Here is a 24,238-nt window from a genome sequence, read left to right on the forward strand (position 1 = left end):
TGCCTTGTGTCCTTGGCCGCAAGCATCATCCGTTGCCCGTTAGGGGGCTAGCGTTATGTAGGTACATAATATTTTTGCCTTCGTGTAACTAGAGTGAGCGATGGAACGAACTACACATAACGATGCACTGCGCAGTCGGGAGATCCATCTTCAGACCTTGTTCCTCGCGGGTTTGGGTGGAGACGAGCGGGCTTATCGCACCTTCCTCTCGGAACTGAGTGGTCATATACGCGGCTTTGTGCGAACTCGGCTTCAACGCCAACCGGGTGAAGTCGAGGATTTGCTGCAAGAGGTTTTGCTGGCCGTTCATAACGGTCGACAAACGTACCGGGCGGACCAGCCGTTGACGGCATGGGTGTTTGCCATCACCCGCTACAAACTCACGGATTTTTTTCGCGGCAGGTCGCGCCATGAGGTACTCAACGACTCCCTCGACGATGCGACGGAGCTGTTTGCCGAGCCCTATCTGGAACCGGCGCAGGCCAGTCGCGACTTGGGCAAGTTACTTGAGCAACTACCTGAGCGGCAGCGTCTACCCATCCAGCATGTGAAGCTTGAAGGATTGTCGGTAACCGAAACCGCGCAAATGACCGGACTTTCGGAGTCGGCCGTGAAGATAGGCATCCATCGCGGGCTTAAAGCGCTGGCCGAGAGGATTAGAGGTACACGATGAAAACTGATGATTTTATTTCCATGCTCGCGTCTGGAGTCACACCGGTTGACCGCAATGCACTCGCCAAACGTTTCGGCGTCGGGGTGCTGGTCGGTCTGATTGCAGCCTTCTTGCTGGTGTTGATCATATTTGGTGCTCGTCCAGATCTGGCCGAAGTGGTGGCAACCCCGATTTTCTGGGCGAAGATTGCCTTTCCCCTGAGCCTGATGCTCGGTGCGTTGAGCTTGGTCGTGCGCCTGGCGAGACCTGGCGTCACTCCGGGGGCCGGACAAATCCTGGTCATTGCAGTGCTCGCACTGGTGTGGGCTGGAACCCTCTACGTCCTGATGACCGCAACCCCGGACGTGCGTGTTTCGATGATTCTTGGTAAAACCTGGCGGGTGTGCACACTGAACATCAGCTTGCTTTCGATACCGGGGTTCATTTCAGTTTTTTGGGCTTTGCGCGGGTTGGCGCCCACTCGCCTGAGACTGGCCGGCGCCTGCGGCGGGTTGCTCGCAGGGGCGATAGCTACCATTGCCTACTGCCTGCATTGCCCTGAAATGGAAGTGCCGTTCTGGGGCGTCTGGTACTTGCTTGGTATGTTGATACCGACCGTTATCGGTGCGCTGCTCGGACCGCGCTGGCTTCAATGGTAGTGTGGTTAAAAATCGCTAGTTATCCAGCCACTCCACCACTGACTATCGTCGCAAGTGGGAGAACAGTACAGCTACCCCGACCAAATCCAATGCAAATGACTGGTCAGGTTGAATGCAAACAGTTGGTCAGTACCTGTGCAAATGGGTGGTTGTTGGCGCCGACGCTCGCGGATAGCCTTCATTTGCGCTGGCGGTGTGCCGGTTTCGATGATGGAGGACACGAACGCCGCGAATCCCGGCGCAGCCCATCCGCTCTGTGGCGAAAGCTCGGTGTGGACGAAGTCCAGGCCATAAAACGCATGGTCCTTGTTCTCGATGCGCCCGAAGAGATGGGCTTTACACTGCTTGCAGGCGTGGCGCCGGATGGTGGCGGTTTCGTCGACGATCGCCAGTTTTTCGCCGTGGGCAATGACGCTGACCTTATCTCGAGGCACCACGGCGATGACGGCGAATGTCGCGTTTTGCGGTTTCCAGCATTTGCTGCAGCCGCACGCGTGGTTATGCAGGGTTTGTGCGTCGATCTTGACCTCAACCTTGTCGGCCGCACACAGGCATTGCAGGGTGCCACCTGCGAAATTCGCGGCGGCGGGTTGGATACCATTGTCCAGTGCAGGGCGAAGTTGCAAGGTGCTCATGCTGGCGTCTCCGTTTCAGGGGGGCAGACAAAAGTGCCTGGGCCGTGCCGCAGACCGGTAGTTCATTGGAACTCGATGACGGCGCGGATCGATTTGCCTTCATGCATCAGATCGAACCGCGGCGGATTGCGAAAAGGACACAGTGTATAAACGAGTGACCTCCTTCGGTGCGACCGGTCGGTTACCCAGATCAAGAATAGTCTGCGATGATGGGGGCCAGCGCTTGGGCGAGTGTGCCGAATTCAACGCTGGCGTGAGCCAGGCGCGGTATCCCACTTGACGCATCAATGGTCCGCAGCGGATCGTTTGTAGGGCCGGACATGAGAAGGCAAAGCGACACGGTTTGTGCACACATTACGGAGTCATTAGCAGCGTGTTCATGGTCTGCTCTTGGCCGATTCTGTTGAAAAAGTCGGTTTGCCCAAACCACTCGAATTGATGGATGAAAATACCTCTATTGCACGCTGCTACGTGAAATCCGAGTCCGGAAGCCTTTGCTGAAAGCAAGGATTTCAATCTCAGGCGCGTACTTTTCTGCCGTGGAAAGCAATCCAGACTTTTTCAACAGAATCGGCCGATAGCGGACACCCAAACGGCAGAGGAGAGTGAGCACAATCGCGCCTCCCGCTCTTCCGCCAAGCCTGACCAGGTAGCAACCGGAGAAAATTGACGCCGAAAGGACTAGCACCGGTGCTAACGTGTAGCCGACTTATCCATACATGTATAAAAGGCCGTCGATCAGTTCCAGTTCCTGTTGAGTGAATTGCACGTTGTTAAATCGCCTAATGTCACTTCATCCACCGTAATGACAGAGGGATTGCCCGGTTTTGGGATGAGTCGTTGCGAGCCACCCGTTCTGCATTCAGGGTGCGCTTTGGTGTTTGCGATCACTCACTATAGGTGATGTGGCGTGCGAAACAGGCCGGAACTGTCTGGGCTCAACGTCCATATTCAACGTAGGGGCCCAAGTAGAAACCTTGTGTATCCCAGTTGATTCGATAAATCACTTCTTTCCCTGGCTTGATGTTGGCCGCGACAGTTTTGATCGCGACACCAGCACATAATCCAGACTCGGCGAGCCCGGTGCCGAGGTTCACTTCACCGGCAGGCAATACGAAAGATGCCTTCTGACCGGGACCTATCTTGGCTGCGCGCTGACCATCAATGTAGAACACGATGTCACATCCCGAACCGACAAACCCGTCATCACGGAGAATGGTCAGGCGTCCCGGATCTTTCGTACCCTGGCTTTTGAACGCGTACATCGCATTGGCCGGCACTGGCCGCGCTTCATAAACCCGCATAGGTGATGTTGCGCAACCGCCCAAGGCCAGCAAGAGCGCCCCCGCTGCGATAATCCTTCGCATAATTTTTCCCTCCTGAAAAAGGACGAATGTATCAGAGCGTCATGCTGCTTTGCTTCATAAAGCCATTCGCCAAAAACACCATCGCTCTCGTCGGTCTGGTGGTGGTCGATGTGTTCAAACTCGGCGCCGGCATGAACATCGATGTCGCCACGCTGGATACGTCCAGCCTGGCCACCTACACCAGCGCCGTGAAGCATGCGTCGTTCATGGACTTTGTGATGAACATCATCCCCGACACCATCGTGGATGCCTTCGCCAAGGGCAACGTGCTGCAAATATTGCTGTTCTCCATACTGCTGGGTATTGCCCTGGCGCATGTCGGACCTCGTGCCAAGGTGTTCGTCGACACGCTGGACAGCCTGATGCAGGGCATGTTTCGCATCGTCAACATGGTCATGCGTCTGGCACCCATCGGCGCCTTCGGAGCGATTGCCTTCACCATCGGCAAATACGGCTTTGGCTCGCGGTTCTCACTCGGCAAGCTGATGGCCTGTGTCTACCTGACCTGTGCCGTGTTCGTGGTTTTTGTACTGGGCCCGATCTGCCGCTACAGCGGATTCAGCCTGTGGAAGTTTCTGAAGTTCATCAAGGAAGAACTGTTCACTGTCCTCGGCACCAGCTCTTCGGAATCGGTGCTGCCGCAGATGATTTCCAAGATGGAAAAGGCCGGTGTTTCCAAACCCGTCGCCGGCCTGATCATTCCATCGGGCCTGACCTTCAACCCGGATGGTCAGGCGATTTACTACACCATCGCCGCCATCTTCATCGCGCAGGCCACGAACACATCGCTGACCCTGACGGATCAGTTGATCGTCCTGGCCGTGCTGATGTTTACCTCAGGCAGAGGTTATCTCTGCTCATTCAGCGCTGGGAGCAGGTTCCGTGCCGCAGGCTCGCCAAAAAGCCTCTCAGGCGTAAGGTGTGAGGCGCTGAACAGTGTGATGTTCAGCGCCCGGTTATAACGGAAGGTGCTCAAAGCTTGTAGCCGATCTGCCGCAACAGGTTCTTGCGCCACAGGATGTCTTCCTCGCCTTCAATGCCACGGGCACAGAAGCCATCCACCACGCCCAGAATGGCTCGCCCTTGGTCCGTCTCGGCGAGAATCACTTCAGTCGGATTAGCCGTCGCACAAAAAATGCGGCACACCTCTGGAACCATTTTGACGGCGTTCAACACGTTTACGGGATAGAAGCCATCGTCGAGGAAAATGATGAAGCTATGGCCTGCGCCGATGGCTTGGGCATTGCTCCGAGCCAGTTCGGTCATGGCGGTATCGGTGCCGGACCAGCGCACCAGGCATTTGCCGGAAGCTTCGCAAAAGGCCACGCCAAAGCGGATACCTGGCACGGCATTGACCAACGCTTCGTGGATGTCCTCGACGGACTTGATGAAGTGGGTCTGACCCAAAATGAAGTTCGCCGCTTCCGGCTTGTCGATTTTCAACGTGATGAGTTGCATCTCGAACGCCTCCTTTCACGATGTCGTTACTCTTCAGCCTAGCGTGAGAACGAGCCGGGTGTTGAGCGTCGCCGCTTTTGATACGTGAAAATACAAAGCGCCCCGGTGCTGACACAGTGCAGATACATCAGTGCGCTCTCATGGGCCAGCCCCACACTCATAGAGAGATTTGCCATGTACCGCAAACTGCAGCATGTCGCGAAGTTCCTCAGCCAGAGCGCGCGTTTAATGGTCGGCGTACCCGATTACGACAACTACGTGGCCCAAATGGCGCTCAATCATCCCGGTGAGCCGGTCATGAGCTATTCGGCGTTTTTCCGTGAGCGTCAGGACGCCCGTTTCGGCCGTGGGAAATGCAATACCCGTTGCTGCTAGAACTTCGCATAGTTCAACGCATCGACAATGGCCGAGCCGCCGATACCGGTCAGCGAGGTACTGAGCGTCGCGACTCGTTCGCGGATCATCTTGAACTTGCCGTAGCAGGGCGTCGTTTCAGGTGTTTGCAGCAGGTAGGCGTCAAGTCGTTGCAGTGCAAGCGTGCGGGATTTTTCCGCGGCACGGCGCAGCGATAGCGCTGAGACCAGCAGTACCAGCGCCGTCAGCAGGTAGGAAATGACCAGGTTGGGCGGTGTCGGCCAGTTATCGAACAGGCTGCTGCGCGATGCGAACGGGATCAACATGGCCACCGTCGGCGCATAGATCAGACGGTTTACGGCCGAGGTGCGCTTGGCGATCAGTTGCAAATCCATCCACTCGTCGATGCACGGGTGCCGGAGCATGCCAAAGGTCTTCTTGTGCTCCATCTGCAAGGTGCCTGGCCAGATCGCATGACGTTCGCTGAGATGGCGGATGAATCGCGTCAGCAGCAGGTTGGCATCCATGACCCAGAACACCATCACCTGGAAAATCAGGGAAGGGATCAGCCAACTCATCATCCACCACATCGATGAGCCGCGAACGGGCATGCCCTCCATGGGCCAGATGACAAACAACACGCTGGTGACCACAACGTAAACCCACGTGGCGAGCATGGCCCGCAGCATTCGAGCGCCGAAGGAGCCGCAGACGCAATGTCCAGCCTTGGCCCCGGCGAATCAAGCGTCGAACCTGTCCCCACAACGTCATCTCGTATTTGCGCATGTGCAGGCGTAAATGGTACGCGGCTTCGATCTCGGTCCGGTTGATGCGCAGATTGCGCCAGCCCCATGTCAATGCAGAGAGGGATATCAGCACGGCCAGCAGCCGCAGTGCCACGGTGGGCCAGGCACTGATGCCTTCAAACAGGAACATCGGCTCACCCAGTCCGTTGTCCGTCAACGTGCTGTGCATCTGGTACGCCAGCATCAGCGCGAGGATGAACATGACGAGCGGGACCACGATGTACCACGCCCGGGAGTCGTATAAGCCAGTGTCCATGCTGGCTGTCGAGTCCTTGGCCATCGCCAGTTGCCTCGCGGAGCGCCCGGTCAGGTTCGACGAGATGATACCCAGCAATATCAGCACGAATGTGAACCAGAGAGACTCCGCATGCCAGAACCGCGTGGCGATGAATGCGCAGGCCGTCGCCACCATGAACAGCGTCATCGGCACGCCGCGCACCCAGGCCAGCCGTGCGTCATGGTCATCTTTCGGGCCCTCGATCCGCCCCCAGACGATGAACCCGGCGAGTATCAACAACGTGATCGTCAGTGGCCCGGTCCAGAAGAACGATTGGGCTTGCTTGAAGCGGTCGCGAATTAATTTGGAGGGTTCAGGGTAGGGCGGCGGTGAGGGGTCCTGAAGGCAGCGCAGCGCCATCAGGTCGTGCGGACGTACGCCTCGTTCCGACTGCGATTGGGTCGGTGCCTCGCAATTAGCGGGGCGTGACGCGCTCAACCGGCTCGCCAGCGGAATGAAGCCGCTGATCCCCACTTCATAGATGCCCGGCGAGAGCAGAAATATTATTGGCGTAATTTTGATCTCGTTGAAGTCCACTCCCTCAATGAGATCACCGCCATGACCCTCGTAAAAGCCGCCGCTGTACAAATCAGCCCCGTTCTTTACAGCCGTGAAGGCACCGTCGACAAAGTGGTGCAGAAGATTCTCGAACTCGGTGAGCAGGGCGTGCAGTTCGCCGTGTTCCCGGAAACCATCGTGCCTTACTACCCGTACTTCTCGTTCGTTCAGTCGCCTTTCGAAATGGCGGCTGAACACCTCAAACTGCTGGATCAGGCCGTCACGGTCCCTTCGGCGGCCACCGAGGCCATCGGCGCCGCCGCCAGACAGGCCGGCATGGTGGTTTCCATCGGCGTCAATGAGCGTGACGGCGGCACGCTGTACAACACGCAGTTGTTGTTCGATGCCGACGGCACCCTGATTCAGCATCGCCGCAAGATCTCCCCGACCTATCACGAACGCATGATCTGGGGCATGGGCGACGGCTCCGGCCTGCGCGCCACCGACAGCGCGGTAGGGCGCATCGGCCAACTGGCGTGCTGGGAACATTACAACCCGCTGGCCCGTTATGCCTTGATGGCCGATGGCGAACAGATCCATGCAGCGATGTACCCGGGGTCGTTTGCGGGGCCGTTGTTTGCTTCAAGAATGGAAGTCAGCATCCGCCAGCATGCGCTGGAAGCGGCGTGCTTCGTGGTCAACTCCACGGCCTGGCTGAACCCTGAACAACAGGCGCAAATCATGGCCGATACCGGTTGCCCCATCGGCCCGATTTCCGGTGGTTGCTTCACCGCCATCATCAGCCCGGACGGTTCGGTGTTGGGTTCGTTGACTGAAGGCGAAGGCGAAGTCATCGTCGACCTCGACATGGGCCTGATCGACAAGCGCAAACGCATGATGGATTCGCGCGGTCACTACAGCCGTCCGGAACTGTTGAGCCTGCTGATCGACCGTACACCGACAGCCCATGTGCATGAGCGCAGTGCTCATCCGAAGTTGATGGTGAACGAGGTGGTGGAAGAAACCGGTCGTTAATCGGCTGAGACCGTGTCGACCCCATCGCGGGCAAGTCGGATCGCCGCGATGAGGCCATTACAGGCGCTAAAAAGTCTGGCCTTACAGTTCCATACCCAAAAAGATCAACGTATTGCCGTGGGCCTCAGCCGCTGCGCGCTGGTTGTAGCTGTCGCGATGCGAGCAGTTGAAGCCATGTTCGGCCTCCGGGTACACGACAATTTCGACGTTATCGTTGGTATCGAAACGTTCGGCGATTTTCTCCACGGCTTCCAGTGGGATGTGGCTGTCCTGTTCGCCGAAGTGCATCAGTAGCGGCACTTCTATTTCATTGGCGCGGTCCAGATGGTTCTGGATCCCGCCGCCGTAATAGGCGATTGCCACGTCCACCAGCCCATTGGCGGCGGTGTGGTACGAGAGCAAGCCACCGAAGCAGTAACCAATCGAGGCGATCCCGCCGTCCAGACCCGGCTGGGCTTTCAAGGCGTCGATGGCCAATTCGATGTCGGTCTGTGCCTTGCCAACATCGGTGGCGTTCATCAACTCGACGGCGCGTTTCCAGCCGGCCTCGTCGTAGCCCAGCTCTATGCGCTCGCCGCTGCGCCAGAACAGGTCCGGTGCAATCACCAGGTAACCGTCGGCAGCGTATTGTTCGGCGACCGAGCGGATGTGTTCATTCACGCCGAAGATTTCCTGGATCAGCACGATCCCCGGCCCTTTGCGGGTGTGCGGAATCGCCAGGTAAGCGCCGAATTTACCGTCGGCGCTGTCGATCTCGATCCATTGGGTGGTCACGCTCATGGTGGCTCCTGTCTACACAAGTGAGTTGGATGAAGCTTATTGGGGCAGTGTGGCCTTGAAGCTTGGCAGTGCCTGCATACGTTTCCACCATTCGCCGAAGCCGTCCACGGCAAACACCTGTGGCGCATCCGGGGTCATGGCGATGTAGGCGCAGCCCGGCGCCAGGTAAAAGTCGCCAATGCTGGGTTCTTGACCGGCGATAAACGGATCGGTGCCTTTTATTTTCATCAGTTCGCGCAGCACCCGTTTCGAGTTCTCGATCCCTTTGCGGCGCGAATCTTCATTCTGTCCACCAATGAAGTCAGGAAAAAGATGGTAGCCGAACACTTGCACAAGGTTGCCGTAGCCATAGGAATTGTAAATGCCCTGGGCCATGTAGGTGCGCGCACGGTCGTGGGCATTGTCAGGGGTGATTGACGGGCCTGGCAGGACTTCGTCCAGATAGGCCACGATCGCATCGGTTTCGATCACCCGGAAACCGTCATGGTCGATGACCGGCACCTTGCCGAAAGGGTGACGCACCAAGTGCTCTGGCAGGTGCGGCTCGCCTTTGATCACGTTGACCTGCACCTGGTCGAAGTCCGCGTCTTTTTCCACCAGCAGCATCTTCACTGTGCGCACATAGGAACTGCCGTCAAAACCGTAGAGGGTGAGACTCATGACCATTGCTCCACTATTGAACCGAGGGACGTTATCGAGTCCCTGGCGCTTCAGCGGTTATCGCGACGCCAGAAGACTCGAGCCAGCAGCGCATCGAGGCTGAGCTTGCCGGCACCCGAGAGCAACAGCGGCATAAAGGCCGCGAGGTAGATCAGCGGCAGTTTGAAGTTGCCGTGACCCTTGTTGCTGATGGCGTAACCCTGGGCAAGCTCACTCAATGTAGACCAATCGGCCGGCCAGTGAACGGCGGCGGTCGCGACGACCGTGACCACGATCAAAATGCTTGCCGAGATCCGCGTTCCCAGGCCGAACAGTATGGCCAGGGCGCAGATCAGTTCGGCCCACATCGACAGGTCCCAGTTCAGCGTGGCCGGCACGTGGTTGAAGGGGAACGGGAAGCTGTCCTGAATATCGGCGAACCAGTTCTCGCCATTGAATTTTTCCAGGCCTGATTCGAAGAACTCCCAGGCGAGGAACACCCGCAGGGTCAGCGGCGCGATCCAGCTACCGGCACGGTCGAGGTTCAGGTGCAGGCCTTTCACGGCCGATGAGAGTGAGGTGGTCATGGGCTTGATCTCCGTTCAGTCAGGGAGGAGGGGCGCCGCGGTGCCCCACACATTGGGTTACTCGCTGGCGCCGCACTTGCCTTCGCCACATTTACCTTCCGCCGGTTTTTCCGCGGTGTCGGCCTGGACCTGGCTGTAGCCGTGGGCCAGTTGTTTCATGCTGAACGCTTCGGACTCGGAGGCCGAAGCCACGTTGGACAGGGCCAGGCCGCCAGCGAAGATCAGGCCGAGGGTCAAAGAAGAAGTCGAGAGCTTGAACATCGTGATACTCCGTAGCATTGAGTGAGTTGAGCGCTTTGATTGGCATGGCCAATCGACAGGCACAGTTCATCAAGCAGGTGTATCTGCGATGTGTCTTTGCCGTGGGGTTTTAGGGGCGGGGTGTGTATGGGGCGGGGCTGTACACACTCAGATACACAGCCAACACAAAACCAATTGTGGGAGCGGCGGTGCGGCGATCCGACTTGCTCGCGAATGCGGTGTGTCAGTCAACATCGTTGTTAAATGACACACCGCATTCGCGAGCAAGTCGGATCGCCGCACCGCCGCTCCCACAGGGGATCAGTGGTGTAGTTGAGATTGGGTTCATCCAGTGCCGCAGTTTTTACAAAACTGTGATCCGCTACCGACCGCTGGCGTCTAGCGTTTGTGTCCCCGCAATCCCATGGGGCGTGACTTCGGAACCCGGCATGCAAGCGCTGTTGAACGAGATCCTTGACGCAGTACGTCCCCTGATCGGTCAGGGCAAGGTGGCTGACTACATTCCCGCCCTCGGTACGGTGTCGGCCGATCAGCTGGGCATCGCGGTGTATGGCAATGACGGCGAACTGTATTGCGCCGGCGATGCCCATACGCTGTTCTCGGTGCAGAGTATTTCCAAGGTGTTCAGCCTGGTGCAGGCCATCGAACACTCCGGCGAAGACATTTGGAAGCGCCTGGGTCACGAGCCTTCCGGCCAACCGTTCAATTCGCTGGTGCAACTGGAGTTCGAGCGCGGACGCCCGCGCAATCCCTTCATCAATGCAGGTGCGCTGGTGATCTGCGACATCAACCAGTCACGCTTTGCCGCGCCGGCACTGTCGATGCGCGATTTTGTCCGTCGGCTGTCCGGCAACCCGCAAGTCATGGTGGACGGCAAGGTCGCCGAGTCCGAGTACCAGCACCGCGCGCGCAACGCGGCGATGGCTTATCTGATGCAGTCTTTCGGCAATTTCCATAACGACGTCGAAGCGGTGCTGCGCAGTTACTTCAGCCATTGCGCGCTGCGCATGAGCTGTGTGGATCTGGCCCGGGCGTTCTGTTTTCTGGCGAACGACGGTTTCTGCAAGCACAGCGGCGAACAGATCCTCACCGCCCGCCAGACCCAGCAAGTCAACTCGATCATGGCCACCAGCGGCCTCTACGATGAAGCCGGCAACTTTGCCTATCGCGTCGGTTTGCCCGGCAAGAGCGGCGTGGGCGGGGGGATTGTCGCGGTGGTGCCGGGGCAATTCACGGTGTGCGTCTGGTCGCCGGAGTTGAACACTGCCGGCAACTCCCTCGCGGGCATGGCCGCGCTGGAGTTGCTGAGTCAGCGGATTGGCTGGTCGGTGTTCTAGTCAGAGCGGCAACGCTTCGACCCGGCTGCGCAAACACGCCTGCGTTTCATCGTCCAGCACCGTGGTGATATTCAGGTGCTCTTTTGCCTGGAAGAGGTTCATTGCATCCCGGGTCTGTTTGCCGACGATGCCGGGATGCCAGCCCAGGTATGTCAAGCAGGTTTGCGCCATACGGATTCTCAGGTCCGGCGTCCCTCCATAGGAGAACTTCTGATACGCCGCGCTGAGCCGCACGTCGTAGTTATTGATCGCGTAGTTGGGGCCGTTGTAGCGGCGCGCAAAGTTGGCCCAGTCCTTGGCCCGTAATGCCGCGACTGAGCCGCCCTCGATCAACGTGCCAACGGTGCACAGCAGTTGTTCGTTTTCGGACACGACCATCCGTTTGATCATCGTCAGGTTTGACGCGCAACACCCTGATATCAGCAGCAAAACCCCGGGAAAGAACCGTTGCCGGACGTTTCTACTGCCAAAACAGCCCAGCGTTGCGCGGCACTGACTTTGGCAAGGTCTAGCGCAGCCGCCAGACCATCCTCGTCAAGGGCCGCTCCATGGCTTGTGAATTCATCGCTCATGACGGCCTCCTTGGAAAACAGGAAACGCTGATGTACCTCTTTCAGCGTAGGAGGGCAGGGTGCAGGGCTGCCGGGTTTTCGATCACCGGTCAGGCGTGCGGTTAATGACGCTCCAGGGATTTTCCTATACATTTTCCGGCCGCCCACTGCATGGTGAAACCGCTTCATGTCTCTTGCGCTCGAACGTCTAGTCGCTGGCACGCCGATCCCTTTCGCCGGGAATCGTGTCTCTGTGGTCAGCCCCGAATTGGCCGCGCGCTTTCAGCCCGGGGACCATTTGCTGGTGGAGCAGGTCAGCGGCGAATTGTTGCTGATTCCGGTGGCTGACCAGCAAGCGGCGGCCATTGCAATCGAGCGTGCCGAAGCGGCCTTCAGCGCAATGTCCGCGGTCTCCGATCAAGCCATCAGCGAGTTCTTTGATCGCTTCGCCCAACGCCTGGAAGACCCTGCCTGCTGGGCTTTGATCGAAGCCGCCAACCTGGCCGACATCGAGCGAGCCAAGGCCCGCGGACGCTCCACCACCCGGCTTCTGGCGGATGAACGCATGCGCCGTGACATGATCGCCGGCCTCAGGGCCTGGCGCGATGCGTCGGCCACGCGCGGCAAAGTGGTCAGTTGCGTCGAGCATGACGGCTGGAAAGTCGAGCAAGTGGTCTCGCCGCTGGGCATCGTCGCGTTCGTCTTCGAAGGCCGGCCGAACGTCTTCGCCGACGCCGCCGGTGTGTTGCGCACGGGTAACACGGCGGTGCTGCGCATTGGCAGCGATGCGTTGGGCACGGCCCAAGCCATCGTCACCCACGCACTGAATCCGGCACTGAGCGACGCCGGGTTGCCGACCGGCGCGGTGTCGCTGGTGGAAAGCGTCAATCACGCCGCCGGCTGGGCGATGTTCGCCGACCGGCGCCTGTCGTTGGCGGTGGCCCGTGGTTCGGGGCGCGCCGTCAGTCAATTGGGCAGCATCGCCCAACAGGCCGGCACCGCCGTCAGCCTGCACGGCACCGGTGGTGCCTGGCTGATCGCCGACAAGGACGCCGATGCCCAGCGCTTTGCCGCTGTAGTGCGCAACTCGCTGGATCGCAAAGTCTGCAACACGATGAACGTCTGCCTGATCCACCGTGACCGGGTCGCAGAACTGCTGCCGCTGTTCCTCGACGCGTTGCAACAGGCCGGCACCGCACGGGGGCAGGGCTGCAAATTGCACATCGTCGAAGGCAGCGAGCCGTACTTGCCGACCGATTGGCAGACCGCCAGCGTTGAGGTGTACCGCGCCGAAGGCTATCAAACCGAAGCGTTGGCCGAACCGCTGCCCGAGGATCAGTTGGGCCGCGAGTGGGAATGGGAAGAAACCCCGGAAGTCAGCCTGAAGATTGTCGATGACCTGGACAGCGCCATCGCGTTGTTCAATCGCTATAGCCCGCAATTCACCGTGTCATTGATCAGTGAAGATGCCGAGGCTCAGGAGCGCTTCTACAACGCGGTCAACGCACCTTTTGTCGGCAATGGGATGACCCGCTGGGTCGACGGACAGTACGCGCTGAACAAGCCGGAACTGGGGCTTTCAAACTGGGAGAGCGGTCGTCTGTTTGCTCGCAGCGCGATTCTCTCGGGAGATGGGGTGTTCACGATCCGCAGTCGCATGACCCAGACGGATCTGTCGGTCAAACGCTGATCCAGCACCACGACCCCAGCCAACGGCCGCACTATACTTAATGTGCGTCCGTATGGGCGTGGCGAGCACTCCAAAACGAATCAGATGTCCATAACGCTCGCCTGAGAGTCAGAAGGCTGCACAGCCAATGGACGGGCAGTGCATCTGATGACATGAGGGAGGGTTACACCATGAAACTTCATTCCTTTCAACAATACTCTCATGATCTGGAAAGGGGCGTTCACGACACGTGGATTACCGCCAGGGTGAAGTCAGCCCTGGCAATGGCCGAACCCAGCCTTGGCCTGCAAATCCATGTCAAAACCCACGGGGGCACGGTGGCATTGAGCGGTCGCGTCAACACCCATAAACAGTGTGAGCAGGCTGTAGCTCTGGCCCGTTCGGTTCAGGGGGTCGTCGACATCGATGCCAAAGACTTGCTGACTCACGTGTTCACGCCCGGCAGTATTCCAGAACCCCCCAACGCCGAAGAGAGCGCTGAAATTCGGCCACAATCTTCAGCAAAGATGGACGATAAATAACCCGGTCGATCGTGTCAGTGCAGCGCGCCCGTGAGCCGGGAGCGCTGCGTCGATCGTCTCTGCCAGTGGATACACACTTCAGGCTGCTGCTTCTATGGATCGGGCTTGAAGGGCGCAGGTGTCCGGATACTCGGCGAGCGCCACAAAACGGTGATTGTTGGCATCCAGGGCGTCGACCGAACCAGTCTCGATGTCGTAAACCCAACCATGCAAATTCAGCAGGCCTTTCTCCTGAGCCAGGCGCACGCTCGGATGCGTCTGAATATTGGCCAGTTGCGCGATGACATTCTCCCGAACCATTGAACTCACCCTCGCCGCTTCATTAGCGTGAGGGCGGGATTCGTTAATGACTTTCGCTGACTCGGCGTGCTGCAACCAGCCGCTGACGGCGGGCAGGTGGTCCATGCATGTGCACTTGGCGACGGCGGTCATGGCGCCGCAGTCCGAGTGCCCGCAGATCACAATATCGGTGACGCCGAGCACTGCGACCGCATATTCGACCGTGGCCGACACACCGCCGGGGTGGGGGCTGTAGGAGGGCACGATGTTGCCGGCATTGCGGATCACAAACAGTTCACCGGGTTCTTGTTGGGTCAGCAACTCCGGCACGACACGGCTGTCGGAGCAGGTGATGAACAGCGTGCCCGGATGCTGGGTAGTGGCCAGGTGCTTGAACAGGTCGGTCCGTTGCGGAAAGGCGTCTTTCTGGAACTTCAAAAAACCTTCGATGAGCGCTTTCATGGTGATGTCCTCATGCGTGAGACGAATGATTATTTTGTAGCAGCTGCCGAGCCCGCGAGGCTGCGTCCGAGCCGGGGTCGCGCTCGACCGAAGTCCTCGCAGGGCCGGCATCCACTTAGAAAGGACGCAGCGGCAGGAACTTGCCGTCGAGGGTGATCACCGCGCGGGAGCCGCCTTCCGGGTCTTCGACTTTCTTCATGTCGAGCTTGAAGTTGATCGCACTGATGATGCCGTCGCCGAATTGTTCATGAACCAGGGCTTTCAAGGTGGTGCCGTAAATCTGGATCATTTCGTAGAAGCGGTAGATGGTCGGGTCGGTCGGGACACCCGAGAGGCTGCCGCGCAACGGGATGATCTGCAGGCGGGCCACGGTGTCGGCGTCCAGGTCCAGTTTCTCGCCAATCACTTTGGCGGCGCTTTCCGGCAGCGGGTGCTGACCGAGCAGGGCGGCAGTGACGTAGGCCAGACCGAGGCCGGTGCCGTCGGTCAGGTCCTGCCAGGACAGGTTTTTGCGCGCTTTTGCATCGAGGATCGATGTGGTCAGGGCCAGGCTTGGGTCGTTGTAAGCGTGGGACTGTTGCATGGTGTTTCTCCTGTCGGGAGTGATGTTGCTTGGGTGTGGAGCAATCTTCTGCTGATCGATCCATAGCGTCCAAGACCGATATACAATGCAGCGAATAAGCACAGCCTATAGATGGTGATTCCCCATGCTGCTCCGACATTTGCGCTATTTGCTGGCGGTCGCCGACCACGGCGGTTTCACCCGCGCCGCCGAGGCGCTTCACGTCTCGCAGCCGACCCTGTCCCAACAGATCCGGCAACTGGAAGAAACCCTGGGTGTCAGCCTGTTCGACCGAACCTCGCGCACGGTCAAACCCACCGATGCGGGCGAGGCCTACATCGAATGTGCTCGTCGGGTGCTGGTGGAACTGGAGGCGGGTAAACGTGCACTGCATGACGTGAAGGACTTGTCCCGCGGCACCTTGCGGCTGGCTATGACGCCAACGTTCATGGCGTACCTGGTGGGGCCGCTGGTGCGCGATTACGTGGCGCGTTATCCGAACATCCATCTACAGATTTTTGAGCTGTCGATGGATGACATCGAGGCCGGTCTGGTGGATGACTCACTGGACATCGCCATCGCCTTTACCCAGGTCAGAAATGCCGACATCGAGTCGATCCCGGCGTTTACCGAGACGTTGGGCGTCATGGTGGGACGCGATCACCCGTTATACGAAAGCCAGGTCGGGTTGTCCGCGCAAGAGGTTGCGCAGCTGGAGTTTGCGCTGCTGGCCCCCGACTTCGTTACCCGCACCCGCATCGATGAGTATTTTGCCCAGGAGCAGATCACGCCGAAGGTGGTAATCGAGGTCAACTCGGTGAGTACCTTACTGGAAGTCATTCGGCACACGGCCATCGCCACCATCCTTCCGGAGCCCATTGCCACCGAGGACCGCGCGTTGCGTAAAATCCCGTTGTTGGGGGAGTCGCCCAAACGAGGGGCCGCGCTGCTTCGACGCAAAAACAACTATCACAGCGCTGCGTCGGTGGCTTTTATGGAGCTGGTGTTGGGTGCGGCTGCAGGTGAGTCGACGGCATCAGTCTTCTATTAATTGGCACACACCATTAGGCGCCTTACCCGTGGAAGACAACGTGACCGAGTCGTCATCGGAGAGGAGGATCGAGATGACGACGCCCGAACCCTTGGCTTCGAATCGGCGATCGTCAATGGCTTTGGTCTCGGCTTCCTTGCTGTTGATCAATACCGGCCCGTCCTGATCCGCGTGGACGATGATTTTGCCGGGGCAGTCCGCATCGAACAACGGAACGCCGATGATGCTGTTTGCATGGGCAGCACTGGCCATTACGAGCAACAGCAAGCCTGTCAGTTGTATGTTCATCACAATCCTCCAATGATCCAGTGCACACGGTTAACGATAGCGTTGTTTGGTGCGCACGAGACAAACAAAAAGGCCCCGCTCGATGTGACGAGCGGGGCCTTTTTATGGATGGGGTGTGGAGGTATCAGGAGAACCGGTCAATCACCCGAACGTCGTTCTGGTTCTGCATCGAGGCCCATGCCTGTTTCAGCGTTTGCAGAACATTACCGATGAAGTCCTTGTCAGCCGCGGCTTTCTTGCCGACATAGCCTTGGCCGCGACGGTACATCTTCAGTCGGGCGAGCAGGTTCTGGTTGTTCTTGTCGAACTCCGCTTCATGGGCGTGAGGCGACAGGCAGTCGATTTGCACCTGACCCGACTTGCTGATCCACAGAATATGGCTGTCATGGCTGTCTTTTTGCGCAGCGAACAGATGAGCCAGTTCATCGATAGTGGGTTGATTGTTCAGATTCATAGTAAGCCCCTTGACCATTTGGTGATCTTTCAAAGTTGATTCGCTAATACAGGTAGCCCATCGGTTAGTTGATCCCTGGCACCGAAACCAGGACGTCAGCGGTCGGCCGCCAAAATGACGGGGTCCCGCGTCTGTTGCATGTAGTCGTGTTGAATAACTGCTACGCAATAGCGTCACAACGAGGAGAAGCGGCGAAAATCTTCTGGCCACTGCCGACATTTTCAGGGTCGGTCACAAGCTTCATGAGGATTGATCGCCAGCGCTTCTCGTCCTTGTACTGGACGTTCAGGCCAGGTCAGCTTCTTCAATCTGCCTTGTGGGCAGCGTGTATCCGGGAAAAACAGCTCGGCGGTCAGACGAGCTTGCTCAAACGTGTTGCCTGTTCTCCCGATCGGGGAGACGTCTGCATCATGCAAGGGCAAATCGGAGGCGTCAACGGTTTTGTAGTGATTATTTTTGGTCACTACATATTGTCGGACAAAGTCGTTTGGAATTAAAAATCGGAATGGGAAAGCGCCAGTCAGGACGATGGCAGCGATGTTTGGAATCGGTAAACGGTGCAGGGATAACCGTCTACCGGCAGCTGATGCAGGGTGAACTCGCCATGGGTGAGATCAGCCAGGACCCGGGCCCAGAACCGCTGCGCAGGCTGATTCACGTCGAGGTGGAAAATTTGCCATTGACCTGGGAACCGGCTCAAGAGGGTGGAAACGACAAACTTCGCGACGCCTTGGCCGCGAAAGCGTCGACTGACAAAGAAGTAGCCGATGTTGTACTCGGCGCCGTGCAGATGGGTTTCGTCATCCACAGTCACGAAGCCGGCCAATTCTCCGTCGACCTTGATCAGAAACGGCCGGGTTGCGGGGTTGCGCCAGTAACCCGGTTTGGGCTGGGCGTTGAAGAAACCGTGCTCACCGAGCTTAAGCGGCAGCCACTCGCTGAATTCATACATGTAGAACTGCATCAGGTTTTCAATCGTTTCCAGTTCGTCGCGCTGGGCGGTGTGCAGTTCGATCAAGGGCATGTTGATAGCTCCTGAGGTGCAGGCCATCCCTGGCCCCGGCATGATCACTCAGTGGGGGGCGAAATCGTATTTCCCACCTTTTTTCAGTGCGGCTTGATAGGCCGGACGAGCCTGAAAGCGTTCAATCCAGGCCGCTATATGAGGATAGTCACCGAGCTTGCCTTGGGCTCTGGCGATCTCGCCGATAAAACTCATCTGGATGTCGGCGGCGCTGAACTCATCGCCCAACAGGTAATAGGACTGGCTCAGAGCCGTGTCGAGGTAGCCCAGGTAGTTGGCCACCTCCGAATTGATCCGCGGATGCAACGGCGCACCGGCTTCACCGAGGCGTCCCACATACAGGTTCAACATCAGCGGCAACATCGCTGACCCTTCGGCGAAATGCAGCCACTGCACGTATTCGTCATAGGCGGGGGTGGACGGATCGGGTTGCAGGCGACCGTCGCCATGACGTCGAATCAGGTAGTCGATGATCGCGGAGGACTCGATCAGCTTCTGCGCGCCGTCTTCGATGACCGGTGATTTACCCAGGGCATTGATCGCTTTCAATTCCGGCGGTGCCAGGTTGGTCTTCGGGTCGCGCTGATAGCATTTCAGCTCGTAAGGGATGGCCAGTTCTTCCAGCAACCAGAGAATCCGCTGGGAACGGGAGTTGTTCAGGTGATGCACGATAATCATGGTCGATGCCTTCTCAGAAAATGGGGCTGTCGCTGGGCTTGAAGAACACTAGACCCTTTTGGCTCGCCCGAAGTGCCCTCAAGCCTTGCTCGCTGGTTTTGCCGCGCGTTTGGTGCCGGTCGAGGGCTTGCGTTTGGCGGGCTTGCGTTTGTTTTTCCACGGTGTGGCACTGCGCCCGGCGGGGCTTGCCGGTCCGCTGATGGTCAGGCTCAGGCCGGCGCAACGGGCGACCTGTTTGCTCATCCACGCGGCCTGTTTCGTGACGAATTCTTCCAGGCTCATCTCGCCACTCTGCACCATGTCCAGCGCCTGCTCCCAGATCGCCGTGGTCCCGGGGTCGGCGATGGCACGCGGCACGGCATCGATCAGGCTGAAAGCGGCCGGGGTGGCGGCAAGGGCCTTGCCGTTCTTGATCAGATAACCACGGTCGAGCAGGCCCTGAATGATCGAGGCGCGGGTCGCTTCAGTGCCGATGCCGGTGGTGTCCTTGAGTTTTTGCTTGAGCAGGGGATCTTCCACCAGTTTGGCGACGTTCTTCATCGCCTTGATCAGATCGCCTTCGGTGAACGGTTTGGGCGGTTGCGTCCAGAGGTCCTTGAGCTTCACGTCGGCCACCGCGCAGTCACGTCCTTCGGCCAATGCCGGCAGCGTTTGCGGCGCCGGTGCTTCGCGGCCCTTGGCCGGGGCGAGGGCCTCGGGCAGGGCGCGTTTCCAGCCGGGCTCGACGATCTGCTTGCCGACGGCACGCAAGGCTTCACCGGCGCAGTCGAAGTCGGCCTGGCTCCGGTCGTATTCATGGTTGGGCAGAAACTGCGCCAGATAACGCGCGCGGATCAGGGTGTAGACCGCCCGCTGCTTGCCCACCAGCCGCTCGAGGTTTTTCGCCGCAGCGGTGGGGATGATGCCGTGGTGAGCGCTGACCTTGGCGTCGTTCCAGGCCCGTGAGCGGCGCTGAGGCTCCAGGAAATCGTTCAAGGCATTCAGTGCCGGATCAGCCTGCCTCAGCGCGGCCAGAATGCCCGGTGCTTCGCTGTGCTGACTCACGGGCAGGTAACCGCAGTCGCTGCGGGGATAGGTGATGACCTTGTGGGTTTCGTACAGGGCCTGGGCGATGTCGAGGGTTTCCTGGGCGCCGAGCCCGAGCTTCTTCGAGCAGACTTCCTGCAAGGTGCCCAGATCGAAGGGCAGGGGGGCCACTTCGCGCATTCGCTCGGTACGCAGTTTGATCACCCGGGCACTCGCCGCACTGCCAATGGCTGCCGCTGCATTTTGCGCCAACGCCTGATTCAGGCAGCGATCCTGATCGTCGCAAACCTCGGAGGCTGCACGCCACTGGGCGGTGAACGAGGTGCCGTCGTGCAGCAGTTGCACATCGATGGCCCAATAGGCGAACGGCACGAAATCGGCGATGCTGCGGTCGCGATCCACCACCAGGCGCAGGGTCGGCGTTTGCACCCGACCGACCGGCAATACGCCCTGATAACCCGACTGACGCCCTAGCAGCGTGAATAGCCGACTCATGTTCATCCCGATCAACCAGTCGGCCCGCGAGCGCCCGAGTGCCGAATGGTACAGGCTAAAGGTCTCGGCCCCCGGCTTCAGGGCTGCCAACGCCTTGCGGATTGACGCATCGTCCAGCGCCGACAGCCATAGCCGCTGGATCGGCCCGCGATAACGGCAATGCTCGACCAGTTCCCGGGCGATCATCTCGCCTTCACGGTCGGCGTCGGTGGCGATCACCAATTCATCGGCCTCGCCGAGCAGCCGCTTGACCGCTTTGTACTGGCTGGCCGTGCGTGGTTTGACGGTCATCTTCCACTTCTCTGGAATGATCGGCAGATCCGCCAGCACCCAGCGCTTGTAACGCGCGTCATAGGCGTCCGGCGGCGCGGTTTCCAACAGATGGCCGATGCACCAGGTCACCGTGACGTCCGTTCCCAGCCAGCAGCCGTCGCCACGACGCCTGGCGCCGAGGACGGCCGCAATGTCTTTGGCCTGGGAAGGTTTTTCACAGAGGTACAGCCGCATAACCACCATCGCTCATCAACTGTCGAGAGGCGGACAGAATGGCGGCTGATGAGCGATGGGGCAATCTTTATCTGTATGGATGTACAGTCGGTGCGTTGCGATTCATTGCACAGACGCCTCAGTAGTTCAGGTTAACCACCGGCTGGTCCAGCTTCCCGTCGGGCTCTCGCCTGAGAATGGTCAGCAAGGCTGCGGTAATAACGTTTACATCATGGTCGAACCCGCCGTGGGAGGTGTCCGGTTTGGTGCCCGCGCCGTAGTTCATTTGCGAATCGTTGAAGATATGCAGGGTTTTCGCGAACGCCTCGGGAAGCCCACGGCCTGTGGCGGCGAAACCGGCCGGAATGGTTTTTCCCCAGTAAAACTGGTTCCACTGCTCGGTCATGTTCTTGGCGGCAATGTTCCACTGCGCCACATCGGGGTTGCTGAAGTCCTGGAAGTTCTTGTCCAGGCTCTTGGCCATGCCCAGCAGCGGCATGCGTTGCAGTTCTTCGTAGGCACGGGAAACAAGGTACAGCAGTGACTTGTGGTACACGCCGATGACGTTGTCATCCTGTTCGCGGTTGTCGGACATCATGTAGATATGGAAGTCCTTGCGCTTGAGGCCTCCGCCTTCGATGACTTTGCGGTAGGTCTGGTTGGCGAAATCGAGGGTGCAGGCCGGGGCCATCAGCGTCGACGTTTCGATGGCCAAGCCTCTGGCCGACAGCAGTTGAGCCAAGTGGCCATTGATCAAGGACCCCGCAGAATGACCGATCAGATGAAGTTCGACGTTCTTCTTGCCCATGTCGGCGACCAGTTTTTTCAGGTTCTCCGCCATTTCCACCAGCCCGCGCGGGGTAAAGCCTGCGACTGAGGCCGCTTCGGCGTTCTGCTTCATCTGACTCCACTGATCGCCGCCGAGTTTTTTGGTGGCCAGTTCCACCGTGCGATCAAAACCTTCCAGGGCCTTGTCCTTGAGGGTCTTCAACACATCGCTGATGCCGCCAGCCTCGGGAAACAGCCCCGGGAGGGCGTCCTTGACGATGTCGGCAAATGTCTCCAGCGCCCCGGTTCGCCAGGTGACAAACAATGGATAGATGCCGTTTTCAAGAAAGTACGGCGCCATCGCACAGATTCGATTGATGGAGTCCTGCTCGGAGTTGAGCCCGCCATGGGCGATGACGGCGATGCGCAGCACGGCGGGTTTGTTGGCTGCCGAGAGCTTGTCGTACCAGGCGCGCGGTGACTCGTAGACGATTCGCTTGACGCCCGCGCGGACGTTTTCGACGTCGGTGAGGCGGGGGCCGATACTGCCGTTGTTTTCCATCACGATGGTCAGGCCATACGCCTGATCCATGGTCAACAGGGGAGGTCCTTTGCGACCGGTATCGCGGGCACCGGCGGTGAACAGCGAGAAACCTTCACGCTTGGCGCTGGAGCTCGACAGCGCGTTGCGAAACGCTGATTGAACATCGGCCCGGGAACGTGAAGGCCGCGCGTTGTGCGATAACGCGCCGTGTTCAATCGGCACACCGAGGGCCACGGTCCAAGCGTCGGTGCCGTTGGCCAGCCAGTCCTCGAACGTCAGGATGGCGAAGCCCGAGAATCCCCAGTCGGTTGACCAGGAATTCTGCACGATGAACCCCTGACGGGTGTAGCCGATCAAGGCAAAGGCGTGACCGCCCTGGCTGGTTGTCGGCCATTTGATGACGGGCAGCTGAGACATGCTCTGGAACACCGCCGGCGGACGTTTTTTGCCTTTGGGCTGCATCAGTGCCCAGCCCTGATGCACATTGGCGGAAACGTAAAGCGCACCCGCTTCGTACAGCGCCGCCATCATGGCGGTGATGTCGTCTTTCTCGACGCGGTAGTAAACCCCCAGCGGCCGGTTCACGGCGTCTGTTGCCCAATTTTCGGCGGGCGCTTCAAACGCCGGAACCGATCCGTCGGGCTTGACGGTATAGGGCCACAGTTCCTCCGCGCAGACTCCGTGCTTATGCCATCCCTTCAACGCGCCGCGACAACTGGAACCGGTGTAGTCCTCTCCTGGCCATTCGTCATAGAGTTTGGCCAAATGATAAAGCTGACGCGGGCTCGTCTTGATGGACGCCCGGTCCCGCAGCCACAACAAATAGTTGACCACCGCCGCCAGCCCGAACCCTGTGCACGCACCTTCGTTGCCTTGGTAGAGCACCAGGCCCTTACCCAGGTAGGCAGAGAGTTCGGTGGCGATGTCTTTGTCGGCGGGCCAGGAGGGCGGCAGTGACTGGACCCGTGGGGTGAAGATCCGATCACGCAGGTCGAGGCGATCGGGACGGGCATCGAGGGTGATGATTTTCTGATCGAGAGAAAACTTCGTGGCGGGCATGTGGGGACCCTCAAGTTTCTGAGACTCGAACCCCCACGCCACGACTGCCTGACTGCGCAGTAGGGGTGACAACGGTGCTATTGATCGTAGTCGATGTTTCGCCGACTTCGAATATTCAATTCGGTGGAAGGACCAAGGACCTCGCCGTGCAGGGACTTGGCATTACCTAGGCCGTCGAGGAGGCTCGTCGGAACGCCGCACCGTCCCGTTCGGCTGCGAAGCCGTCATGAGTGCAAAATCTGGGTTATACCTGAAAGTCGTGTTCTCAGGTTTTGGGGCTGCTGCGCCGCCCACCGCGGGCAAGCCTCGCTCTTACAGGTCCATCAGCGTCAGGAGAAACGTATTCCATGAAAACCTCCGGTCCTAGTCCTGTCATCACCATTGCAGAGCAGCCGGGCTGCCTGCTGGTAAAGTTTCACGGTATCCAGGTGGCCGCGTCCTCACGGGCGCTGGTGTTGCTCGAGGCCAACTATCCTCCGGTGTATTACGTACCGCGGGAGGACATCGATGAAAAGTACTTTGCCCGCACCGATCACACGAGTTATTGCCCCTATAAGGGCGATGCCAGCTATTTCAGTCTGCAAGTCCCGGGACATGAGGGCGCTAACGCGGTGTGGAGCTATGAAGACCCTAAAGTGTCGGTCGATCAGATTCGCGGCTACATGGCGTTCTATCCCGATCAAGTGACCTTTGAAGTTCTCAAAGACGTTGAGTGAGGGTCGCTTTCCAGGCACACATGCGTAGCGAGAGGGCGGAGGATCAAGAGCAAGAGCGAGGCGGTCGATCTGTCTTTTGTTGATCGTGTGCATATCCGTTTCTGCGGTCACGGCGGCTTAGGGTTCCGCCCTTACGGCGGGTCACTTGTGCGCCCAGCATGGGCGCCATCCTAGAGGTGAAAGTCCTCTCTTGAGCTGGCCACAGCGAATGAAGCGAAGCGCAACTGCATGAGGGCGAC

General features: G+C 58.9%; 28 protein-coding genes and 1 pseudogene. 10 read left to right on the forward strand and 19 right to left on the reverse strand.

Annotated elements, in window-relative coordinates; genetic code table 11:
* The first annotated feature begins 100 nt into the window (after positions 1–100).
* Together E3W21_RS28565 and E3W21_RS28570 are read left to right on the forward strand one after the other, a co-directional pair.
* Entirely contained in the window at positions 101–673 is a 573-nt protein-coding gene (locus tag E3W21_RS28565) for a sigma-70 family RNA polymerase sigma factor (protein ID WP_129444925.1), read from the forward strand.
* The gene (locus tag E3W21_RS28570) at positions 670–1,311 is read left to right on the forward strand and encodes a DUF1109 domain-containing protein (protein ID WP_129444924.1); all 642 of its coding nucleotides are present in this window, start codon (positions 670–672) and stop codon (positions 1,309–1,311) included. The genes E3W21_RS28565 and E3W21_RS28570 overlap by 4 nt, the downstream gene beginning before the upstream one ends.
* A gap of 71 nt (positions 1,312–1,382) precedes the next feature.
* On the opposite strand, the gene gfa is transcribed toward E3W21_RS28570, so the two are convergent.
* A complete protein-coding gene (gene gfa / locus E3W21_RS28575; RefSeq protein ID WP_305955717.1) occupies positions 1,383–1,946 on the reverse strand; it encodes an S-(hydroxymethyl)glutathione synthase in 564 nt (187 codons plus the stop codon).
* Between the two features lie 938 nt (positions 1,947–2,884).
* Positions 2,885–3,313 carry a hypothetical protein gene (locus E3W21_RS28585; RefSeq protein ID WP_129444923.1) on the reverse strand — a complete coding sequence of 143 codons (429 nt, stop codon included), beginning with the start codon at positions 3,311–3,313 and terminating at the stop codon, positions 2,885–2,887.
* 74 nt (positions 3,314–3,387) lie between these two features.
* On the opposite strand from E3W21_RS28585, the pseudogene E3W21_RS28590 reads away from it, so the two are divergent.
* Positions 3,388–4,152, forward strand: a pseudogene (locus E3W21_RS28590) (cation:dicarboxylate symporter family transporter); the annotation flags it as partial.
* Between the two features lie 133 nt (positions 4,153–4,285).
* Here E3W21_RS28590 and E3W21_RS28595 read toward each other — a convergent pair.
* Positions 4,286–4,771 carry an adenosine-specific kinase gene (locus tag E3W21_RS28595; RefSeq protein WP_134422982.1) on the reverse strand — a complete coding sequence of 162 codons (486 nt, stop codon included), beginning with the start codon at positions 4,769–4,771 and terminating at the stop codon, positions 4,286–4,288.
* A 174-nt stretch (positions 4,772–4,945) separates the two neighbouring features.
* Here E3W21_RS28595 and E3W21_RS28600 point away from each other — a divergent pair, with 174 nt between their 5' ends.
* Positions 4,946–5,146, forward strand: coding sequence for a YbdD/YjiX family protein (locus E3W21_RS28600; protein WP_134422984.1), 201 nt, complete (start codon positions 4,946–4,948; stop codon positions 5,144–5,146).
* Here E3W21_RS28600 and E3W21_RS32065 read toward each other — a convergent pair.
* Together E3W21_RS32065 and E3W21_RS28605 are read right to left on the reverse strand one after the other, a co-directional pair.
* On the reverse strand, positions 5,143–5,451 hold the full coding sequence (locus tag E3W21_RS32065) for a hypothetical protein (RefSeq protein WP_256661685.1): 309 nt from the start codon (positions 5,449–5,451) through the stop codon (positions 5,143–5,145). The genes E3W21_RS28600 and E3W21_RS32065 overlap by 4 nt on opposite strands.
* The gene (locus tag E3W21_RS28605) at positions 5,411–6,796 is read right to left on the reverse strand and encodes a hypothetical protein (protein WP_256661686.1); all 1,386 of its coding nucleotides are present in this window, start codon (positions 6,794–6,796) and stop codon (positions 5,411–5,413) included. Before E3W21_RS28605 ends, E3W21_RS32065 begins: the two co-directional genes overlap by 41 nt.
* Here E3W21_RS28605 and E3W21_RS28610 point away from each other — a divergent pair.
* A complete protein-coding gene (locus E3W21_RS28610; RefSeq protein ID WP_134422986.1) occupies positions 6,767–7,741 on the forward strand; it encodes a nitrilase-related carbon-nitrogen hydrolase in 975 nt (324 codons plus the stop codon). The genes E3W21_RS28605 and E3W21_RS28610 overlap by 30 nt on opposite strands.
* Before the next feature lie 81 nt (positions 7,742–7,822).
* Here the strand turns inward: E3W21_RS28610 and E3W21_RS28615 are convergent, their stop codons facing one another.
* From E3W21_RS28615 to E3W21_RS28630, 4 genes are read right to left on the reverse strand one after another with little or no spacing between them, the layout of a single operon-like run.
* Positions 7,823–8,521 carry a dienelactone hydrolase family protein gene (locus tag E3W21_RS28615; RefSeq protein ID WP_134422988.1) on the reverse strand — a complete coding sequence of 233 codons (699 nt, stop codon included), beginning with the start codon at positions 8,519–8,521 and terminating at the stop codon, positions 7,823–7,825.
* A gap of 36 nt (positions 8,522–8,557) precedes the next feature.
* Positions 8,558–9,181, reverse strand: coding sequence for a glutathione S-transferase family protein (locus E3W21_RS28620; RefSeq protein ID WP_134422990.1), 624 nt, complete (start codon positions 9,179–9,181; stop codon positions 8,558–8,560).
* A gap of 50 nt (positions 9,182–9,231) precedes the next feature.
* Positions 9,232–9,747, reverse strand: coding sequence for a DoxX family protein (locus tag E3W21_RS28625; protein ID WP_134422992.1), 516 nt, complete (start codon positions 9,745–9,747; stop codon positions 9,232–9,234).
* 57 nt (positions 9,748–9,804) lie between these two features.
* Positions 9,805–10,008: a hypothetical protein gene (locus tag E3W21_RS28630; RefSeq protein ID WP_129444917.1), complete on the reverse strand. Its 204-nt coding sequence runs from the start codon at positions 10,006–10,008 to the stop codon at positions 9,805–9,807.
* A gap of 428 nt (positions 10,009–10,436) precedes the next feature.
* On the opposite strand from E3W21_RS28630, the gene glsB reads away from it, so the two are divergent.
* Complete coding sequence (glsB, locus tag E3W21_RS28635; protein WP_134422994.1) at positions 10,437–11,345, forward strand: glutaminase B; 909 nt, start codon at positions 10,437–10,439, stop codon at positions 11,343–11,345.
* Here the strand turns inward: glsB and E3W21_RS28640 are convergent, their stop codons facing one another.
* Both E3W21_RS28640 and E3W21_RS32070 read right to left on the reverse strand, forming a co-directional pair.
* Positions 11,346–11,723 carry an N-acetylmuramidase domain-containing protein gene (locus E3W21_RS28640; protein ID WP_256661687.1) on the reverse strand — a complete coding sequence of 126 codons (378 nt, stop codon included), beginning with the start codon at positions 11,721–11,723 and terminating at the stop codon, positions 11,346–11,348.
* Positions 11,724–11,764: 41 nt separating this feature from the next.
* Positions 11,765–11,917 carry a hypothetical protein gene (locus tag E3W21_RS32070; RefSeq protein WP_256661688.1) on the reverse strand — a complete coding sequence of 51 codons (153 nt, stop codon included), beginning with the start codon at positions 11,915–11,917 and terminating at the stop codon, positions 11,765–11,767.
* Positions 11,918–12,083: 166 nt separating this feature from the next.
* Here E3W21_RS32070 and E3W21_RS28645 point away from each other — a divergent pair, with 166 nt between their 5' ends.
* Together E3W21_RS28645 and E3W21_RS28650 are read left to right on the forward strand one after the other, a co-directional pair.
* Positions 12,084–13,586, forward strand: coding sequence for an aldehyde dehydrogenase family protein (locus E3W21_RS28645; RefSeq protein ID WP_134422996.1), 1,503 nt, complete (start codon positions 12,084–12,086; stop codon positions 13,584–13,586).
* 170 nt (positions 13,587–13,756) lie between these two features.
* Complete coding sequence (locus tag E3W21_RS28650) at positions 13,757–14,107, forward strand: BON domain-containing protein (protein WP_129444915.1); 351 nt, start codon at positions 13,757–13,759, stop codon at positions 14,105–14,107.
* Positions 14,108–14,185: 78 nt separating this feature from the next.
* On the opposite strand, the gene E3W21_RS28655 is transcribed toward E3W21_RS28650, so the two are convergent.
* The gene (locus E3W21_RS28655; RefSeq protein ID WP_134422998.1) at positions 14,186–14,848 is read right to left on the reverse strand and encodes a carbonic anhydrase; all 663 of its coding nucleotides are present in this window, start codon (positions 14,846–14,848) and stop codon (positions 14,186–14,188) included.
* Between the two features lie 115 nt (positions 14,849–14,963).
* Positions 14,964–15,431 carry a cyanase gene (gene cynS, locus E3W21_RS28660; RefSeq protein ID WP_008043963.1) on the reverse strand — a complete coding sequence of 156 codons (468 nt, stop codon included), beginning with the start codon at positions 15,429–15,431 and terminating at the stop codon, positions 14,964–14,966.
* A 124-nt stretch (positions 15,432–15,555) separates the two neighbouring features.
* Here cynS and cynR point away from each other — a divergent pair, with 124 nt between their 5' ends.
* Positions 15,556–16,461 (forward strand): transcriptional regulator CynR, encoded by a 906-nt coding sequence (gene cynR, locus E3W21_RS28665; protein ID WP_134423000.1) that lies wholly within the window; start codon positions 15,556–15,558, stop codon positions 16,459–16,461.
* On the opposite strand, the gene E3W21_RS28670 is transcribed toward cynR, so the two are convergent.
* The 6 genes from E3W21_RS28670 to E3W21_RS28700 all read right to left on the reverse strand — a co-directional run bounded on the left by E3W21_RS28670 (position 16,447) and on the right by E3W21_RS28700 (position 23,283).
* Positions 16,447–16,749, reverse strand: a complete 303-nt coding sequence (locus tag E3W21_RS28670; protein WP_134423002.1) for a hypothetical protein — start codon at positions 16,747–16,749, stop codon at positions 16,447–16,449. The genes cynR and E3W21_RS28670 overlap by 15 nt on opposite strands.
* A gap of 124 nt (positions 16,750–16,873) precedes the next feature.
* On the reverse strand, positions 16,874–17,203 hold the full coding sequence (locus E3W21_RS28675; protein ID WP_129444910.1) for a hypothetical protein: 330 nt from the start codon (positions 17,201–17,203) through the stop codon (positions 16,874–16,876).
* Positions 17,204–17,723: 520 nt separating this feature from the next.
* Positions 17,724–18,227: a GNAT family N-acetyltransferase gene (locus tag E3W21_RS28685; RefSeq protein ID WP_129444908.1), complete on the reverse strand. Its 504-nt coding sequence runs from the start codon at positions 18,225–18,227 to the stop codon at positions 17,724–17,726.
* Between the two features lie 48 nt (positions 18,228–18,275).
* Positions 18,276–18,905, reverse strand: a complete 630-nt coding sequence (locus E3W21_RS28690; protein ID WP_134423006.1) for a glutathione S-transferase family protein — start codon at positions 18,903–18,905, stop codon at positions 18,276–18,278.
* A gap of 78 nt (positions 18,906–18,983) precedes the next feature.
* Positions 18,984–20,933, reverse strand: a complete 1,950-nt coding sequence (locus tag E3W21_RS28695) for a DNA topoisomerase III (protein ID WP_134423008.1) — start codon at positions 20,931–20,933, stop codon at positions 18,984–18,986.
* A gap of 118 nt (positions 20,934–21,051) precedes the next feature.
* A complete protein-coding gene (locus E3W21_RS28700) occupies positions 21,052–23,283 on the reverse strand; it encodes a C1 family peptidase (RefSeq protein WP_134423010.1) in 2,232 nt (743 codons plus the stop codon).
* A gap of 347 nt (positions 23,284–23,630) precedes the next feature.
* Here E3W21_RS28700 and E3W21_RS28705 point away from each other — a divergent pair, with 347 nt between their 5' ends.
* A complete protein-coding gene (locus tag E3W21_RS28705) occupies positions 23,631–23,999 on the forward strand; it encodes a DUF427 domain-containing protein (RefSeq protein WP_134423012.1) in 369 nt (122 codons plus the stop codon).
* Positions 24,000–24,238 lie beyond the last annotated feature (239 nt).

The organism is Pseudomonas sp. F01002 (assembly GCF_004402115.1).
Lineage (GTDB): Bacteria > Pseudomonadota > Gammaproteobacteria > Pseudomonadales > Pseudomonadaceae > Aquipseudomonas > Aquipseudomonas frigoris.